At 32.8% G+C, this 17771-nt stretch carries 22 protein-coding genes, 4 tRNA genes and 1 pseudogene; 4 read left to right on the top strand and 23 right to left on the bottom strand.

Going from position 1 to position 17771, the window contains the following annotated elements; translation table 11 throughout:
• Positions 1-40: 40 nt before the first annotated feature.
• The 11 genes and pseudogenes from purF to coaA all read right to left on the bottom strand — a co-directional run bounded on the left by purF (position 41) and on the right by coaA (position 10710).
• Positions 41-1555 (bottom strand): amidophosphoribosyltransferase, encoded by a 1515-nt coding sequence (gene purF / locus AB162_RS01495; protein ID WP_053096872.1) that lies wholly within the window; start codon positions 1553-1555, stop codon positions 41-43.
• Positions 1556-1622: 67 nt separating this feature from the next.
• The gene (locus tag AB162_RS01490) at positions 1623-2081 is read right to left on the bottom strand and encodes a CvpA family protein (RefSeq protein ID WP_053096869.1); all 459 of its coding nucleotides are present in this window, start codon (positions 2079-2081) and stop codon (positions 1623-1625) included.
• A 73-nt stretch (positions 2082-2154) separates the two neighbouring features.
• Positions 2155-2340 (bottom strand): SPOR domain-containing protein, encoded by a 186-nt coding sequence (locus AB162_RS03005; RefSeq protein WP_260080714.1) that lies wholly within the window; start codon positions 2338-2340, stop codon positions 2155-2157.
• Between the two features lie 224 nt (positions 2341-2564).
• Positions 2565-2687: a hypothetical protein gene (locus AB162_RS03000; protein WP_260080401.1), complete on the bottom strand. Its 123-nt coding sequence runs from the start codon at positions 2685-2687 to the stop codon at positions 2565-2567.
• Positions 2674-3966, bottom strand: a complete 1293-nt coding sequence (gene folC, locus AB162_RS01485; protein WP_053096867.1) for a bifunctional tetrahydrofolate synthase/dihydrofolate synthase — start codon at positions 3964-3966, stop codon at positions 2674-2676. Before folC ends, AB162_RS03000 begins: the two co-directional genes overlap by 14 nt.
• Positions 3967-4071: 105 nt before the next feature.
• Complete coding sequence (gene accD, locus AB162_RS01480) at positions 4072-4941, bottom strand: acetyl-CoA carboxylase, carboxyltransferase subunit beta (RefSeq protein WP_053096865.1); 870 nt, start codon at positions 4939-4941, stop codon at positions 4072-4074.
• A gap of 85 nt (positions 4942-5026) precedes the next feature.
• Positions 5027-5851, bottom strand: a complete 825-nt coding sequence (gene truA / locus AB162_RS01475) for a tRNA pseudouridine(38-40) synthase TruA (protein WP_053096863.1) — start codon at positions 5849-5851, stop codon at positions 5027-5029.
• A 573-nt stretch (positions 5852-6424) separates the two neighbouring features.
• Positions 6425-7636 (bottom strand): beta-ketoacyl-ACP synthase I, encoded by a 1212-nt coding sequence (gene fabB / locus AB162_RS01470; RefSeq protein ID WP_053096861.1) that lies wholly within the window; start codon positions 7634-7636, stop codon positions 6425-6427.
• Positions 7637-8160: 524 nt separating this feature from the next.
• A complete protein-coding gene (gene prmB / locus AB162_RS01465) occupies positions 8161-9096 on the bottom strand; it encodes a 50S ribosomal protein L3 N(5)-glutamine methyltransferase (RefSeq protein ID WP_053097380.1) in 936 nt (311 codons plus the stop codon).
• Positions 9097-9218: 122 nt separating this feature from the next.
• Positions 9219-9719, bottom strand: coding sequence for a phosphohistidine phosphatase SixA (gene sixA / locus AB162_RS01460; protein WP_082239276.1), 501 nt, complete (start codon positions 9717-9719; stop codon positions 9219-9221).
• A 29-nt stretch (positions 9720-9748) separates the two neighbouring features.
• Positions 9749-10710, bottom strand: a pseudogene (gene coaA, locus AB162_RS01455) (type I pantothenate kinase).
• 143 nt (positions 10711-10853) lie between these two features.
• Here coaA and AB162_RS01450 point away from each other — a divergent pair.
• From AB162_RS01450 to AB162_RS01435, 4 genes are all read left to right on the top strand, one after another.
• Positions 10854-10926, top strand: a tRNA-Thr gene (locus tag AB162_RS01450).
• Between the two features lie 20 nt (positions 10927-10946).
• A tRNA-Tyr gene (locus tag AB162_RS01445) sits at positions 10947-11028 on the top strand.
• 27 nt (positions 11029-11055) lie between these two features.
• Positions 11056-11130: transfer RNA gene (locus AB162_RS01440), tRNA-Gly, on the top strand.
• A gap of 17 nt (positions 11131-11147) precedes the next feature.
• A tRNA-Thr gene (locus AB162_RS01435) sits at positions 11148-11225 on the top strand.
• Between the two features lie 15 nt (positions 11226-11240).
• On the opposite strand, the gene rplQ is transcribed toward AB162_RS01435, so the two are convergent.
• The 12 genes from rplQ to rplF all read right to left on the bottom strand — a co-directional run bounded on the left by rplQ (position 11241) and on the right by rplF (position 17747).
• On the bottom strand, positions 11241-11627 hold the full coding sequence (gene rplQ / locus AB162_RS01430) for a 50S ribosomal protein L17 (protein ID WP_053096859.1): 387 nt from the start codon (positions 11625-11627) through the stop codon (positions 11241-11243).
• A 46-nt stretch (positions 11628-11673) separates the two neighbouring features.
• Positions 11674-12666 carry a DNA-directed RNA polymerase subunit alpha gene (locus AB162_RS01425; RefSeq protein ID WP_053096857.1) on the bottom strand — a complete coding sequence of 331 codons (993 nt, stop codon included), beginning with the start codon at positions 12664-12666 and terminating at the stop codon, positions 11674-11676.
• A gap of 30 nt (positions 12667-12696) precedes the next feature.
• Positions 12697-13317, bottom strand: a complete 621-nt coding sequence (gene rpsD / locus AB162_RS01420) for a 30S ribosomal protein S4 (RefSeq protein WP_053096855.1) — start codon at positions 13315-13317, stop codon at positions 12697-12699.
• A gap of 40 nt (positions 13318-13357) precedes the next feature.
• Positions 13358-13747, bottom strand: a complete 390-nt coding sequence (rpsK, locus tag AB162_RS01415) for a 30S ribosomal protein S11 (protein WP_053096853.1) — start codon at positions 13745-13747, stop codon at positions 13358-13360.
• Positions 13748-13767: 20 nt separating this feature from the next.
• Positions 13768-14124 (bottom strand): 30S ribosomal protein S13, encoded by a 357-nt coding sequence (gene rpsM, locus AB162_RS01410; RefSeq protein ID WP_053096851.1) that lies wholly within the window; start codon positions 14122-14124, stop codon positions 13768-13770.
• Between the two features lie 105 nt (positions 14125-14229).
• The gene (gene rpmJ / locus AB162_RS01405) at positions 14230-14346 is read right to left on the bottom strand and encodes a 50S ribosomal protein L36 (protein WP_053096849.1); all 117 of its coding nucleotides are present in this window, start codon (positions 14344-14346) and stop codon (positions 14230-14232) included.
• Positions 14347-14358: 12 nt separating this feature from the next.
• Positions 14359-15690 carry a preprotein translocase subunit SecY gene (secY, locus tag AB162_RS01400; protein ID WP_053097378.1) on the bottom strand — a complete coding sequence of 444 codons (1332 nt, stop codon included), beginning with the start codon at positions 15688-15690 and terminating at the stop codon, positions 14359-14361.
• 11 nt (positions 15691-15701) lie between these two features.
• Positions 15702-16136: a 50S ribosomal protein L15 gene (gene rplO, locus AB162_RS01395; RefSeq protein ID WP_053096847.1), complete on the bottom strand. Its 435-nt coding sequence runs from the start codon at positions 16134-16136 to the stop codon at positions 15702-15704.
• An 11-nt stretch (positions 16137-16147) separates the two neighbouring features.
• The gene (gene rpmD / locus AB162_RS01390) at positions 16148-16327 is read right to left on the bottom strand and encodes a 50S ribosomal protein L30 (RefSeq protein ID WP_053096845.1); all 180 of its coding nucleotides are present in this window, start codon (positions 16325-16327) and stop codon (positions 16148-16150) included.
• Positions 16328-16334: 7 nt separating this feature from the next.
• Complete coding sequence (gene rpsE / locus AB162_RS01385) at positions 16335-16835, bottom strand: 30S ribosomal protein S5 (protein ID WP_053096843.1); 501 nt, start codon at positions 16833-16835, stop codon at positions 16335-16337.
• A 9-nt stretch (positions 16836-16844) separates the two neighbouring features.
• On the bottom strand, positions 16845-17204 hold the full coding sequence (gene rplR, locus AB162_RS01380) for a 50S ribosomal protein L18 (RefSeq protein ID WP_053096841.1): 360 nt from the start codon (positions 17202-17204) through the stop codon (positions 16845-16847).
• Between the two features lie 9 nt (positions 17205-17213).
• Positions 17214-17747, bottom strand: a complete 534-nt coding sequence (gene rplF / locus AB162_RS01375) for a 50S ribosomal protein L6 (protein ID WP_053096839.1) — start codon at positions 17745-17747, stop codon at positions 17214-17216.
• Between the last annotated feature and the right edge of the window lie 24 nt (positions 17748-17771).

The raw sequence follows: 17771 nt of genomic DNA, 5'->3' as shown, positions 1-17771 counted from the left end.
ATTAGATAATATAATATTTATAAAAGTAATATTATTTTAATTACCCTTCATTATATATTGCCAAATTTTCTACTTCTGTTTGAATCGGTAATGTATTATTATGGTAACGTAATGAGTTAATATAATTAATATATGATTGATTAACGTCACAAGTAAGATAGTCACCATTAAATACTGATGATTCAAATTTTGTTATGTTTGGGTTATCTTCACGTACTGCTTGTTCTAAAGCTGATAAATCTTGAAAAATTAAATCATCTGCGTTAATTAGTTTTCTAATTTCATCTACTTTTCTTCCGTGGGCAATTAATTCATTGAAGCTAGGTATGTCAAGACCATAAACATTAGGAAAACGTATTTCTGGAGCTGCTGATGCTAAATAAACATTACGGGCGCCTACTTCGCGCGCCATCTCTATAATTTTTTTAGAAGTAGTACCACGAACGATTGAGTCATCTACTAGTAATACACTTTTATTGTAGAATTCAGCACGGTTAACATTTATCTTACGACGTACAGACTGTATACGTTTATTCTGACCAGACATAATAAAGGTACGTCCTATGTAGCGATTTTTCACTAATCCTTGACGATATGGCTTATCCAGAATACGAGCAATTTCTAAGGCAATATCACAAGAAGTTTCTGGAATAGGAATTACTACATCAATTTTGTTCTTATCCCACTCTTTAGCAATTTTTTTGCCTAAACTATTACCCATGCGTACCCTAGCACTATAAACTGAAATTTTATCTATGAAAGAGTCAGGACGAGCAAAATATACATATTCAAATAAACATGGGTGTTGCTGTGGATTATCAGCACATTGTTGCGTAACTAATTTGCCCTTATTTGTAATATAGACAGCTTCTCCAGAATGTATATCACGTAATAGTTCAAAGCCTAGAGTATCCAGCGCTACGCTTTCAGATGCAACCATATATTCATTACTACCATTCAACATAACACGCTTACCTATAACTAAAGGTCGTATTCCATTAGGATCTCGAAAAGCAAATAAGCCATGCCCAATAATAATTCCTACACAAGCATAAGCTCCACGTATTTGATTATTGATCTCAGTTATTGCAGAAAAAATTTGATCTGCTTTCAATGGATAGTTAGGGAAACGATCTAATGCCATAGCAAAAAGATTTAGTAAAATTTCTGAATCTGAGTTAGTATTAACATGACGCCTACCTGTTTCAAATAGTTTATTACGTAGTTCATTAGCATTTGTTAAATTACCGTTATGCGCTAAGGTGATCCCAAATGGAGAATTAACGTAAAAAGGCTGTGCCTCAGAAGCATTGCAACTACCAGCGGTAGGATACCGTACATGACCAATACCCATATTTCCCTGTAGGCTTTGCATATGGTGGATATCAAAAACATTTCTAACTAATCCATTAGCTTTACGCATACGAAAGCAGTTGAAAGAATCTACTGTTACTATACCTGCGGCGTCTTGTCCACGATGCTGTAGTACCGTTAATGCATCATAAATAGACTGGTTAACTGGCATCACACCTGCGATCCCAACAATACCACACATATGTTATATCCTCATATTGCTAATTTAAAAAAATGATTTTTTGTTAAAAAAACTTAAAGTCAGTGTTTTATATATATTTTAAAAATAATTTAATAAAACTACGAAATTTCGGTATTAGCTGAGACTGTTGCCAATCTGGATTGGCAGTAACAATAGTTAATTTTTCAATAAACAATAGCACTACTGACACTATTAGTATTCCTCGTAACAAACCAAAAAAGACACCTAATACACGGTCTATGCCTGATAGGCCTGTTCTTTCTACTAATGATTGAGTGATAATATTAATTATCTTACCCACAATCATAGTAGCTATAAATAGCAATACAATAGCAATAATATTTTTAATAATAGGTTCTTCTACTTTAGTAAAAGTAATAGCTATATCTTTATATAAGTTACCAGAAATAAAAAAAGCACAAACTAAAGTAGTTAAAGATAATGTTTCTTTAATAAAACCACGAATTATACTGATCAATATAGAAACAATAATAATAAGAATAATTAGATAATCTATCCAGTTCATATATCATCCATTTATGATTATTTTATATTGATCATCTTTTTTATGACTTAATAACATCCTACACTACTGCTAATCAATACGCATAAGTGTAATATAATTTACCATTAAGGCCACTTAAATTATTTAACTCATTGATTAATACTTGTAATTTTTCTTTTGAAGGATATGGACCAACAAAAATACGCGTAATATTACCTTCGATCGGTAAAGAAGGCGACGTATATACAGGGTATCCTGCTAATAGTAGCTGAGCAACTATTTCAGATACCTTATTAGCATTTGTTAGAGAACCTAGCTGTATTACCCAAATTTTAAGCTTATATGGCGTGATGGTTTTGTTTACATTTAAATTTAATTTTTTGCTAACTTGTCTTAGATCACCATCAGTAGCAAATAAATTACTTTTTGGTGAAAATTGCTTGTTTTTTAAATATGATAGTTCCTGGTTATTGTTTCTCAGTTGAGCAATAAGTGGAATAGTAACTAATTCATCATTAATTTTTTTTTATTTACTTCTAGTAAAGGTGGTAAAAAAATTATTATTAAGGCAAGCATAATAATACTTCCTGCTAAACGATTATTAAACTTACTATCATAAATCTTCACTTTGATTCTCTCTTATAATTGATGCAACAGTATGAAATGAACCAAAAACAAGTACGCAGTCTTCTGAAGCAGCATCATATAACACCTGCTGCCAAGCACTAACAACATCATTAAATTTTTTTGCATTGCTGTTAATAAGATATGATGCTATTTGTTCTGCACTAGCTGCACATGGATCATCAATTGTTGCGCAATACCATAATGAAATTTTATCGATTAGACAGTGAATAGTACCAGGAATATCTTTATTAGCTAACATACCTACTACTGCAAAAATTTTACTATAATGTGGTAAGTTTAGAGCATCTAGCTTGTGCGCAAGATAATTAGCAGCATGCGGGTTATGTGCTACATCTAATATAACTAGTGGTTGCTTACGTATAATATGGAAACGCCCAGGTAAACTTGCATTGCGTAAGCCTTGATAAATACACTCATCACTCACGAAAAAAGGTAGCCGGTGTACTGTAGCTAGTGCGGTAGCCGCATTATCTAGCGGAATAGTAAGTGGTAACGGCAGCTTTGTTCTGATATTATTATCTATATCCCACCAATGCCAATAAATATTGTCTTCTAACTTAAATCCCCAGTCTCTATCACGTGCGAATAAAATAGCATTACCATCGGCAATAGCTGTATCAAGAGTGATAGGTCTATCTAATTCACCAACAATAATTGGTTTACCAGACCGCATAATTCCAGCTTTTTCGCGTGCAATACTATTACGATCTGAACCAAGCAAATCTGTATGATCTAGTGCAATACTCGTTATTACAGCAATATCTGCGTCAATTATATTCGTAGCATCTAATCTTCCACCTAATCCTACTTCCAAAATCAATACATCTAGCATTGATTGGCTAAATAACTGTAACGCAGAAAGAGTACTAAATTCAAAATAACTTAAAGAAGTATTCCCGCGCCCTGTTTCTATTATCGCCATTGCTTTACTATGTGCAGCTTCAGGCAGTTCTTTTCCATTAATACGTACCCTTTCAGTATAACGGATAAGATGTGGGGAACTAAAAACACCTACTTTTTTACCATAATATAACAAAATTGCTTCTAATAGCTTACAAGTAGTACCTTTACCATTAGTACCTCCCACAGTGATTACTAGTGGTGCAGGTTGTAGCAGGTCTAAAGATTTTGCTACATAGATTATTCTATCTAAGTTTAAATCAATAGGTTTTGCGTGTATATTGGTAATATAATTAATCCATATAGCTAGTGACGACGATGGTTGGGGAATAAAAAAATTATTTTTTGATTTTTTCATGATTAGCTAGTTATTGTTAACTATATTTATATATTTAATATATACACAATAAATAATATTATTGGATTTTTTTAACTTTGTATGATACAGACATCATATAGATTATTAATTAAGATTTTGTGGCATAGGACTATGAGTTAATTTTGCTAGTAATTTTGCGATACACCAGCGCATATCTTGTCTCCGTACTATCATGTCAATAGCACCTTTTTCTAATAAAAATTCACTACGTTGAAAACCAGCAGGTAATTTTTCACGTACAGTTTGTTCAATGACTCTTGGACCTGCGAAACCTATTAGTGCTTTTGGCTCTGCAATATTTAAATCACCTAGCATTGCTAAGCTAGCTGAAACACCACCCATAGTTGGATCAGTTAAAACTGAAATATAAGGTAAACTGTGGTAACGTAGCTTAGCTAGCGCGGCACTAGTTTTAGCCATTTGCATCAGCGATATGAGAGCTTCTTGCATTCTAGCACCTCCACTAGCTGAGAAGCATACTAAAGGACATTTATCAGATAAAGCCTTGTCTACAGCACGGACAAAACGTGTTCCTACTACAGAAGACATAGATCCTCCAATAAAAGCAAACTCAAAAGAAGCTGCTACTATTGGCATACTATATAGCGTACCTTTCATCACTATTAGTGCATCTTTCTCATTAGTTGCTTTTTGGGCAGCAATTAAGCGGTCTTTATATTTTTTATAATCTCTAAATTTCAGAATATCTTTAGGCTCTAGTTCCCCGCCTAACTCGTATTCACTATCTTTATCTAAAAAAGATTGCAGTCTTACCCGCGCTGTAATACGCATATGATGATCGCATTTCATGCAAACTTCTAAATTACGTGTTAATTCAGCACGGTATAGTACTTGCCCACAGCTATCACATTTTGTCCAGATTCCTTCAGGAATCTCAATCCTACGTGTAGGAATTATAGTACTTTTATTTATAATACGTTCAATCCAGCTCATTAATAAAACTCTAATAAAACTCTATATAGATCAATATATATGTATATTGATATGTAATCCGTTATTAAATACATTAATGAATTAATTATTCAAACATTAATTCACTGAATGAGTCAGTGAGCACAATTGGTTCTCCCGATAATGACGGTATGGCAAAATTTGATGGATAGTATACATATACTAAGTATAATCCTTTTGCCTGAGCGGTAATACCAGCTAAAGAACGATTTTTTAACTCTAAAATCTCAGAAATCCAATTTTCTTGTCTTTTACAAGATCCTACTTCTATTAAACTACCTACAATATTACGAACCATATGATAAAGAAAAGCATTAGCTGTTATATCAATAATAATATATGGTCCCTTACTTTTGACACTAAACTTATAAATTGTACGTAAAGGAGTACTGGACTTACATTGTAGTCCACGGAATGACGTGAAATCATGTTCACCTAGTAAGCATTGTCCTGCACGCTCAATTTTATCTACATCTAGAGGTTTGTAGTAGTGAGTTAGTCCGCCGTTAAATATTACTGGACGCAAACGATTATTATATATTATATAACGATAACTACGTGCTATAGCACTAAAACGAGCATGAAAATCTTTTGTTACTGGCATAACCCAGCGTACAGCAATACTTTTAGGTAAATTGGCATTCACACCTAGTGTCCAAGCTTTTTCATTTCTATTTGAATAGGTGTCAAAATGAACTACTTGACCAGTGGCATGCACTCCAACATCTGTACGACCCGCACAATATACAGATACTTGTTCTTTAGCAACTAATGATAGTGCTCTCTCTAGGCAAGCCTGTACACTTGGTACTTGCTGCTGACGTTGCCAGCCATAAAATGTGCTACCATCGTATGCAATACCTAGTGCTAATCTAATGCTATTATTAACCACTGATTTATTTCTCTATGCTATATTGTGTTATGTTACGAACATAACATATTTTATAATAATAAGCATTAAACCACAGATTATTAATAATAAATTAATTAATAATATTATTATATGTATAAACACATAGCGATAACCACTCCCTACGTGTAAAAAAATAATGAATTTTATTACCTAATAATTTTACGGCGTAATAGCTAGTCGCATAGCATCACGCCGTACGTATTAAATAATATGAGCAATGTTTATTAGTTAATAATATTATACTTAAAATTATTTATACTTTTTGTTTTGGTAAAATTTTTATATATCTTAGCATTATATCAACATATCAACGCGTGCTAGTGCTAATAACGGTTTGGTTATTTATATAAAATAATAATTATTTTACCAATATTTAAAACTTGCAGTAAGGCATTACAACTGCATGTGTGTATTAATTTAGTGGCTTCTGTAACTTTAGCAAATAAGCTGCTGCTACTATTATTTTCCATTTATTGCCAATAGCAAGTAGCTCCCGCTTCAAATCACCGATTAATATTTTAATATAGTGCTGCTGAAATTATTAATTATGTACTACTGATATCTACGAATTACTAATGTAGCATTAGTTCCGCCAAAACCAAAACTATTACTCATTACCGTAGTTAATGTGCGTTTAATTGGTTCTGTTACTATATTCATGCCATTTGCCTGAGGATCTAATTGATCAATATTAATATTAGGAGCAATAAAATTATTTTTCATCATAAGTAATGTATAAATGACTTCATGTACTCCAGCAGCACCTAAAGAATGTCCAGTCATTGTTTTAGTCGATGATAATGCGGGATGTTGATTACCAAAAGTTTTACGAATAGCCCATAATTCTTTTATATCACCTATTGGTGTTGAAGTACCATGAACATTCAGGTAATCTACTACAGTATCTACATTTTTTAGTGCCATTTGCATGCAACGAACAGCACCTTCACCAGATGGTACTACCATATCAACGCCATCTGAGGTAGCGCCATAACCAATAACTTCACCATAAATATTAGCATTTCTAGCTAGCGCATGATTAAGCTCTTCAACTATAATGATACCTCCTCCTCCTGATATTACAAACCCGTCACGATTAATATCATAAGTACGGGAAGCCTTATCAGGCTTTGTATTATAACTGGTAGAAAGTGCTCCCATAGCATCAAATTCACAAGCCATCTCCCAGCATAATTCTTCACCACCTCCTGCGAAGATAATATCCTGTTTACCTAATTGAATTAATTCAACAGCATTACCTATACAGTGCGCAGAAGTAGCACATGCTGAACTAATAGAGTAGTTGACACCACGTATTTTGAATGATGTAGCTAAGCATGCTGATACCCCAGATGCCATAGATTTTGTAACCATATAAGGACCTACACCACGGATACCACGTTTAAGCATGGCATTGGTACCAGTAACCTGATTACGTGGTGAGCCACCACCAGAGCCAACAATAATACCAGTACGATCGTTAGAAACCATTTTAGGCGTAAGTTGAGAATCAGTAATTGCTTGCTCCATAGCTAAAAAAGCGTAAATAGAAGCATCACTCATAAAGCGTGCAACTTTACGATCAAGTAGCCCAGTAATATCTATTTTTACATTACCCCAAACATGACTACGCATACCAGAATCTTTTAATTCCTGGGAAAAACTAATACCAGAGCGACCTTTTTGTAAAGAAGCAAGTACTTCTTTTTTATCGTAACCAATACTTGATAATATTCCTAGGCCGGTAATTACAGCACGTTTCATTTAATACCTCTTAAATAGTAAATATATTACTGGATTAAATAATCACAATATTGCTACTACTTACTTAGTAATAATAGTCCTATTTGTTTAGGAAGATTTCATCTTACCACACTGTGCACTATTAGGTCACTATAAGTAGTACCATTGCCATTGCAATGATAATTACTTGTTACTGCTCGCTAGTATCAAACCAAACACAAATATAATTTTTTACTTAAGTAAGTAAATACTAATTCTACTACCTAACCGTAGCTAGTATAGTTATAGTACGGATGCAAGGTGTTATTAAAATTTGGTTTTAAAGCTATATGTATGTATGTAATATCTACTAATACCACATAGTATTCAACAATCATTGTTACTTTGAAATAATTTATTGGTCATTTAATCACTATTTTAATTGACTAGTTGATTCATTCAAGCAACACCATCACTTAACAATAACCTATTTACTTTCAACTACTTCCTGTTACCGATTTCCTAATTTTATTGTCAAGCATGGATACTAATGTTTTAAATATTAATTAATCACGGTAAAATATAAAAATTTCTCTACAATCTAATAGTTGCTGACGGGTTAACATAAAAATACCATTACCTCCATTTAATAATTCACACCACATAAAAGGAATTTCAGGGTATTGTTTTACTAAATTGATCATACTATTACCTACTTCACATATTAGTATCCCATCTGCACTTAGGTAATCAGACGCATAAGCAAGAATCTTACGCACAAATGTCAGTCCGTCGTAGCCTGCAGCCAAACCTATAATAGGCTCTGCATGAAACTCTAATGGTAGATTATTCATACTTTCTTCATCTACATAAGGAGGATTAGTTATAATCAAATCATAATTAGTAGTTTTAGAGATTTCACTAAATAAATCAGAACAAATAGGATAAATACGGTGCTCAAAGTTATGTTCTTGAATATTATACTGTGTAACAGCAAGTGCATCTGTAGAAATATCTACTGCATCAATTTTAGCATCTGGATATAGATAAGCACTAGCTATTGCGATGCAGCCACTACCAGTACACATATCAAGAATATATGATGGTGACTGAGAAAGCATATCTCTGAAACCATCTGTAATTAGCTCCCCAATAGGGGAGCGAGGAATAAGTACTCGTTCATCAACATAAAATTCCAAATTACAAAACCAAGCTTTATTTATCAGATAAGATACTGGAATATGATCATGAACCCTTCGTATAACTAGTTCAGTTATTTTTATTTTTTCACTAGTAGTTAGGTTAGTTTTGTACATATCAATAGGAATATCTAATGGTAGTAATAAACTAGGTAAGATAAGTCGCAATGCTTCTTCCCATGGATTATCGGTACCATGACCATAAAAAATTTGTGATGCATTAAACTGACTCACAGTCCAACGCAACATATCCTGTATAGTATGCATTTCAGTTATTGCTTCATTAAGCACAATATTATTTATTTTTTTTTGTGATTCTATTTTTATATTCATATTATTAGTCATAAGTTAAATAATGGCAGCAGCCAGCTATAGATAGTTATCATTTCATTTAGCTTATAGCTTATTATTATTTTATTTATTAGCTAGGCGATAAGTGATTGCTTTAGGTTGGTTGGTGGTTGCATTTTCCAAATTAAAGTACTTAACTGCTGACTACTGTTAGTCACAGCTAGATTGATACAAACAACAGCTGATGGTATGAAAACCAAAGGTGGTTCTTGTGGACATAAATATGCTACTATATAGCTGATTAGTGGTAAATGAGAAATTAATAGTAGACTACTAATACCTTTTTTATTTAATTTGTAAATATAACTACAAACTAATTGTGCATTACCATTGGGAATTAATTCACTCATCACTTTTTGTGATGATGGTAATACCATATGTTTACGTAAACTCTCTAGAGTTTCTATAGCTCGTAAGTAAGGGCTAACTAGCACAATATCAATGTTTATTAACTTCTCTCTAAGAAAACTAGCTATAATACGTAAATCATTACGACCTTTATCTGTTAAATGTCTTTCTAAATCATTAGATGCTTTCACAACAGCATCACCATGCCGCATAATTATAATTTGCATCAATGTTATTTATGTATGATTAATATTAATTATTTTGATTTACGCAATAGTATTGTTTTAACTGCATGATTCATATTTTTTATAATAATCAAACTAGCACGTGAATATGTAGGTAAAATATTTTTTCTAAATTCGGAACATTAATTTCTAACCATAATTTTTTTGCTATAGCGATAGCTTCTGGTTCAGATAGCTGTGCATAATGATAAAAATAAGAATTAGGATGGTAAAATGATTCTTTACAAAAAGTGAGAAAACGTTTTATATACCATTTTTTAAGTATCTCTTGAGGAGCATCTATATATATTGAAAAATCAATAAAATCAGAAATAACCACAGGATAAATATCATCATAGTAATAATAGTGACTACTTTGCAAAATATTTAATCCTTCAATAAGCATAATATCAGGTTTATCTATAATATTTTTCTTGTAAGGAACAATATCATATATTAAATGCGAATACACTGGTGCGGTAACATTATGTACCCCAGATTTAATCTTAAATAAGAAATTAATTAAACTCTTAATATCATAAGACTGTGGAAATCCCTTCTTATTCAGAAGATCACGTTCTTTAAGAACGTGATTTGGATACAAAAAACTATCTGTAGTTATCAGATCAACTGTTCTATTCTCAGGCCAATGGCTTAATAATGATTGTAGCACCCGCGCTGTAGTACTTTTACCAACTGCTACACTACCAGTTATTCCTATAATATAGGGAATACGCTGACCTTCAGTGCTCATAAATTGCTCAAGCTCTGTATTACTGCTGCTAAAACTAATATAATAATTTAGTAAACTGGATAAAGGTAAGTAAATATCTAATACTTCTGCTAATGAAATATCTTCATTAATACATTGTAATTTGATTATTTCCTCTTTAGTTAAAGAGGAATGCATATATTTATGCAATTTTGCCCATGTGTTACGGTTAAATGTCAAATAAGGAGTAAAATTATATGTATTGTGTCTAACTTTAATCATAAATAATATTATTGTGTGTCCAGCCAGTAAAACACTGAACTAAAAAATAAAAATAAGAAAACCAACTAGCTTAACATTGAATAAAAAATTTTATTAAATATACAAGTAAAGTATGCTAAGATAGACAATATAACTAGATTATGGCCAACATAGCTCAAATGGTAGAGCAACTGATTTGTAATTAGTAGGTTGAAGGTTCAACTCCTTCTGTTGGCACAAAAAAAAATACAAATACAGGTGGGGTTCCCAAGCGGCCAAAGGGAGCAGACTGTAAATCTGCCGTCATTGACTTCGAAGGTTCGAATCCTTCCCCCACCATTATCATTTATCATTATGGCCATTAAGGCGGGTATGGTATAATGGTTATTACGTCAGCCTTCCAAGCTGATCATGTGGGTTCAATTCCCACTACCCGCTCCAATTTGCACTAATGCTATGCTGATATAGCTCAGTTTTGGTAGAGCACACCCTTGGTAAGGGTGAGGTCGGCAGTTCAAAGCTGCCTATCAGCACCAAAAAAAAATATCTATTTATTTTTTGTGATCAGAAATATTAGATACCATACGATCAACAAGCTCAATATATGCCATTGGGGCGTTATCTCCAGTACGAAAACCACATTTTAAAATTCTAGTATAACCACCAGCGCGGCTTATAAAGCGTGGACCTAGCTCATTAAACAGTTTTGCGACAATATGGTTAGATCTAATTTTAGCAAATGCTATACGTCTGTTTGCTACGCTATCAAGTTTAGCTAGAGTAATGAGTGGTTCAATAAAACGAGGTAATTCTTTTGCTTTTGGTAAAGTAGTTTTAATTATCTCATGAATTATTAATGATTTAGCCATATTGCGAAACATAGCTTGACGATGACTACTGTTACGATTAAGTTGACGACCAATCTTACGATGTCGCATTACGTTATCCTTATTATTTTATCTCATAAAATATGAGTAAAATTTATTATTCATCAATAAAATCTTCTGGTGGCCAGTTATCAAGACGCATACCTAAAGATAAACTACGAGAAGCTAATACGTCTTTAATTTCTGTAAGTGACTTTTTACCAAGATTAGGTGTTTTAAGTAATTCTACTTCAGTACGCTGTACTAAATCACCTATATAGTGAATAGCTTCTGCTTTTAAGCAGTTAGCAGAGCGAACAGTTAATTCTAGATCATCAACTGGTCGTAAAAGAATTGGGTTAAATTCTGGTTTTTCTTCTTTCACTTCTGGTTGACTTACATCGCGTAAATCAACAAATGCTTCTAATTGATCAACGAGAATTGTGGCAGCACGACGGATAGCTTCTTCAGGATCAATAGTTCCATTCGTCTCAAGTTCTATAATTAATTTATCTAAGTCTGTACGCTGCTCTACACGTGCTGCTTCTACATTATAGAAAATATTTTCTACTGGACTATAACATGCGTCAACTAGTAAACGACCTATAATATAGTTATCTTGTTGTTCTGAATTCATTCTCGTAGAAGCAGGAACATAACCACGTCCACGTTGAACCTTAATACGCATATTAATAGATGCGTTTTTTTCAGTTAAGTGGCATATAATATGTTGTGGGTTAATAATTTCAACATCATTGTCATGAACAATACTAGCTGCAGTAACTGGGCCAATCCCAGATTGTCTTAGATTTAATACCACTTGATCTTGGTTTTGTACTTTTACAGCAAGTTCTTTTAGATTAAGTAAAATTTCGATAATATCTTCTCTTACACCTTCTTTTGTGCTATATTCATGTAAGACACCATCAATTTCTACTTCAGTTACTGCATAACCTGGCATTGATGAAAGTAGAATACGGCGTAGAGCATTACCTATAGTATGACCGAAACCACGTTCTAGGGGTTCTAGAGTAACCTTCGCATGTGTCAAACTAACTTGCTCGATATTTACCAAACGCGGTTTTAAAAAATGTGTCACAGAACCATGCATTGTGGCCTCTATATTATAATATTATTACTATTACTTAGAATAAAGTTCGACTATCATATGTTCATTGATATTTGCTGAAAGATTAATCCTTTCTGGAATAGATTTAAATATTCCTTCCATTTTAACAGTATTTACCTCAAGCCAAACAGGCTTTTCGCGTTGTTCAGCTAATTCTAATGAAGCACGAATACGAGCTTGTGTTTTTGCTTTATCACGTATGCTAATAACATCATTCATTGCCACTTTATAGGAGGCAATATTTACAATATTACCATTAACCATAATGGCCTTATGGCTAACTAATTGACGTGATTCTGCACGAGTAGCACCAAAACCCATACGATACACAACATTATCTAATCGACTTTCTAACAATTGTAATAAGTTTTCACCAGTATTACCTTTAATACGTGCGGCTTTTTTATAATAGTTACGAAATTGACGTTCTAGTACACCATATATACGGCGTACTTTTTGTTTTTCACGTAACTGTAAACCGTAATCAGATAGTCGTACTTTACGTGTGCCATGTTGACCAGGAGGCTGCTCAGTTTTACATTTAGTATCTATCGCACGAACACCAGACTTAAGGAATAAATCTAAGCTTTCACGACGACTAATTTTGAGCTTAGGCCCTAAATATCTTGCCATTTGCTTTACTCAATTATTTTAAATTGGTTTGTTAATTAAATTAAACTCTGCGTTTCTTAGGTGGACGACAACCATTATGGGGAATAGGTGTGACATCGGTAATATTTGTTATACGAAAACCAGCTGCGTTTAATGCTCTAACAGTAGATTCACGACCTGGACCTGGTCCATTGACCATTACTTCTAACGTCTTAATCCCATAATCTTTCACTGCTTCAGCACATCGTTCTGCTGCTACCTGTGCAGCAAATGGAGTAGACTTACGAGAACCTCTAAAACCAGAGTTACCAGCTGTTGCCCAACCTAATGTATTACCTTGACGATCTGTTATAGTAACAATGGTATTATTAAAAGATGCATGAATATGAGCTATACCGTCTAAAACCTGTTTTTTAACACGTTTACGTTTAGACATAAGTGTCTTAGCCATTATTTACTGACCTCTATTATTTATTTTTTTATTGGCTTACGTGGACCCTTCCTAGTACGAGCATTAGTTTTTGTACGCTGACCTCTTACAGGAAGACCACGACGATGACGTAAACCACGATAAGTACCAAGATCGATTAAACGTTTTATATTTAACGTAACTTCACGACGTAAGTCTCCTTCCACAACAAATTTTGAAACTGCATCACGTAAAGTATCAATTTGAGTTTCTGATAACTTACTTAGTTTAACATTTTGAGCAATACCTGTAGTATTACAAATATACTTTGAGCGCTTGATGCCAATACCATATATTGATGTTAATGCAATCATAGTATGTTTATGATCAGGGATATTTATGCCGGCTATACGGGCCACGATGCACTCCTAATAATTTATTTATCTAAAAAATATCTATAATTTAACTTCATAAACATTAACATTAATTTTAATTCACTATTAGGTGATTAACCTCATAGGTTATTAACCTTGGCGTTGTTTGTGCTTAGGTACAGCACTGCAAATTATACGAACGATACCATGACGTTTAATAATTTTACAGTTACGACATAATTTTTTTACAGAAGCACGTACTTTCATTATATTACCTGATTAACGTTTAAAATTTTTTAGGTTTGCTTTTTTCAAAGTTGACTCATATTGAGTGGATAATATAATTGTTTGTATTTGAATTATAAATTCCATAATTACAATAACAACAATTAATAAAGATGTTCCTCCAAAATAGAATGGAACATTCATTGCATCCCGCATAAACTCTGGGATTAAACAGACTACTGTCATATAAATAGCACCAGCTAAAGTAAGGCGAGTTGTTATTTTATTTATATATCTTGCTGTCTGTTCTCCTGGACGAATTCCTGGAATAAATGCACCAGATTTTTTTAAATTATCAGCTGTTTCTCTAGCATTAAATACTAACTTAGTATAAAAAAAACAGAAAAATATAATTGCAGATGCATATATTATAATATATGTAATTTGACTTGGTTGTAAATAAATAGAAATAGTATTTAACCACCCCCATCCGGTACTACCACAAAACCAAGAAACTATAGTAGCTGGAAAAAGAATAATACTAGCAGCAAAAATAGCTGGAATAACACCAGCTATATTAACTTTGATAGGTAAATGCGTATGCTGAGTAGCATAAATATGACGTCCTTGTTGACGTTGAGCATAGTTAACAACTATACGACGTTGACCTCTTTCAATAAAAACAGTAACAAATGTAACTATAAATACCATTAATCCAATTAATAATAATACAAAAAATGATGTCTCACCTTGACGAGCTTGTTCTAAAGTCTGATTTATAGCTGATGGCAAACCTGCTATAATACCAGTAAATATAATAATAGAAATACCATTTCCAAGCCCTTTTTCAGTAATTTGATCACCTAACCACATTAAAAATATAGTACCACATAGTAAGCTAATTACTGTAGTTAAGTAAAAAGTAAAGCCTGGATTAATAACCATATTAGATATTCCGAACATATTAGGTAAGCTCATAGCTATGCCAATAGACTGGAATATTCCTAATAATAAAGTACCATAACAAGTATATTGTCTAATTTTACGCCTACCAAATTTACCTTCTTTTTTTACCTCTGCCAGAGTAGGATTAATTACAGTTAGTAACTGTATAATAATTGATGCTGAAATATGTGGCATAATGCCTAAGGCAAAAATAGAAGCTCGATTCAGTGCCCCACCAGAAAACATATTGAACATTTCAACAATAGTACCTCGTTGTTGTTCAAGTAATTTTGTTAATACCGTAGTATTTATTCCAGGAACTGGAATAAAAGAACCAATACGGAAAACAATTAATGCTCCAATAACAAAAAAAAGCCTACGTCTTAATTCACTAAGCCCACTTTTAGTATTTGTAAAATCTAACCCTGGTTGTTTAACTATCAAAGCTATTTTTATTCCTCAATTGTTCCACCAACTGCTTTAATCGCTGCCTTTGCTCCTTTGCTAACACTTAAGCCAGATACTAAAAGATCATGTTTTACTTCCCCAGATAATATAATTTTAGCTTTTTTAATTTTATGACTAATTATATTAGCAGCTTTAAGAATATCTAACGTAATCAATGTTCCTTGAACTTTTAATAAATCTGAACAACGAATTTCTGCCATCACCATAGCTTTACGTGAATTAAAACCAAATTTAGGTAGACGACGATGTAGTGGCATTTGACCACCTTCAAAACTACGATGTACGCTACCACCTGATCTGGATTTCTGACCTTTATGACCTCTGCCACCAGTTTTACCTAAACCAGAACCAATACCCCTACATATACGTTTCGATTTATTTTTTGCACCTTTAGAAGCCGATATAGTATTTAATCTCATTTTCTAATTTTTTATTTTTCAACCTTAACCATATAAGAAATTTTTGCAATCATACCCCTGATTGAAGGTATATCTTGACGTGTAACAGTATGACCAATACGACGTAAGCCTAACCCAACTAAAGTAGCTTTATGTTTTGGTAAACAACCAATAGCACTACGTGTTTGAGTAATTTTAATTATGTTTGTCATCACTAACCTACCTCATAATTTCTTCAATAGATTTACCACGTTTAGCAGCTATCATTTCAGGAGAGTTCATTTTATTAAAAGCATCTATAGTTGCTCGAACAACATTAATAGGATTAGTTGAACCATAAGTTTTAGCTAATACATTGCGTACTCCTGCCACTTCTAATACAGCGCGCATCGCACCACCTGCAATAATTCCTGTTCCTTCTGATGCTGGCTGCATAAATACACTTGAACCAGTATGTACACCTTTAATTGAATGTTGCAAAGTACCACTATTAAGTGTAATAAAAATCATGTTCCGTCGTGCTTTATCCATAGCTTTTTGAATTGCTGCTGGCACCTCACGGGCTTTACCATAACCAAAACCTACTCTACCATTACAATCACCAACAACCGTTAGTGCCGCAAAACTAAAAATTCTTCCACCTTTGACTGTTTTAGATACCCTATTTACAGTAATAAGTTTTTCTTGTAATTCAACGAATTGTTTTTCTAAATGTGCCATATTTTTAACCTAAAACTGAAGCCCTGCTTTACGAGCGGCATCAGCCAATGCCTGTACTCTACCATGATACTTATATCCTGAACGATCAAAAGAAACATAATTAATGCCTTTTGCTAAAGCTCTTTCTGCTATTTTATGACCTACAACTATAGCAGCATTTTTATTTCCAGTATTAGTTACTTGTGTTGCTATATTTTTTTCCAATGTAGAAGCAGTTGTTATAACTATAGATTGATTTGGTGCAATTACTTGTGCATAAATATGACGTATTGTTCTATGTACTACTAAACGAGTAGTATTTAATTTTTTTAATTTACATCTTGTTTTAATAGCACGACGAATACGAGCTTTATTCTTATTATTATCCATTAGTTTACCTTACTTTTTTTTAGCTACTTTCGTCACTATTATTTCTTCAGCGTAACGGATACCTTTACCTTTGTAAGGATCTGGATTGCGATAAGAATGTAAATCCATAGCTACTTGACCAAGAGCTTGTTTATCAGCACTTTTTAGTAATATTTCAGTTTGGCTTATACATTCTGCCGTAATACCGGCTGGTAATTTATAGTCAATATTATGAGAAAATCCTAAAAACAAATTTACTACATTATTTTTTACTGTTACTCGATAACCTACACCTACTAAAAGTAATTTTTTAGTAAAAATTTTTGTTACACCAATAACCATATTATTTACTAGTGCACGAGTAGTACCTGTAATTGCCCAATTATTGGGATAACCTTTATTTGGAAAAAATAATAGTTTATTATCAACTTTTTTAATAGATACTGCTTTATTAATTATACAAGTTAAATTACCGTATTGACCATTAACTATTAAATCAGAACTATTGATCGTTACGTCTACGTTAACAGGAATAATTATTGGTAATTTTGCAATTCGAGACATTATTGTATTGTCTCCTAAGTCAAC

The sequence above is a fragment of the Candidatus Palibaumannia cicadellinicola genome (genome assembly GCF_001269425.1).
GTDB classification, from domain to species: Bacteria; Pseudomonadota; Gammaproteobacteria; order Enterobacterales; family Enterobacteriaceae; genus Baumannia; species Baumannia cicadellinicola_A.
Note: the sequence above shows the minus strand (reverse complement) of the source record. Positions and strands in the feature narration are given on the sequence as shown.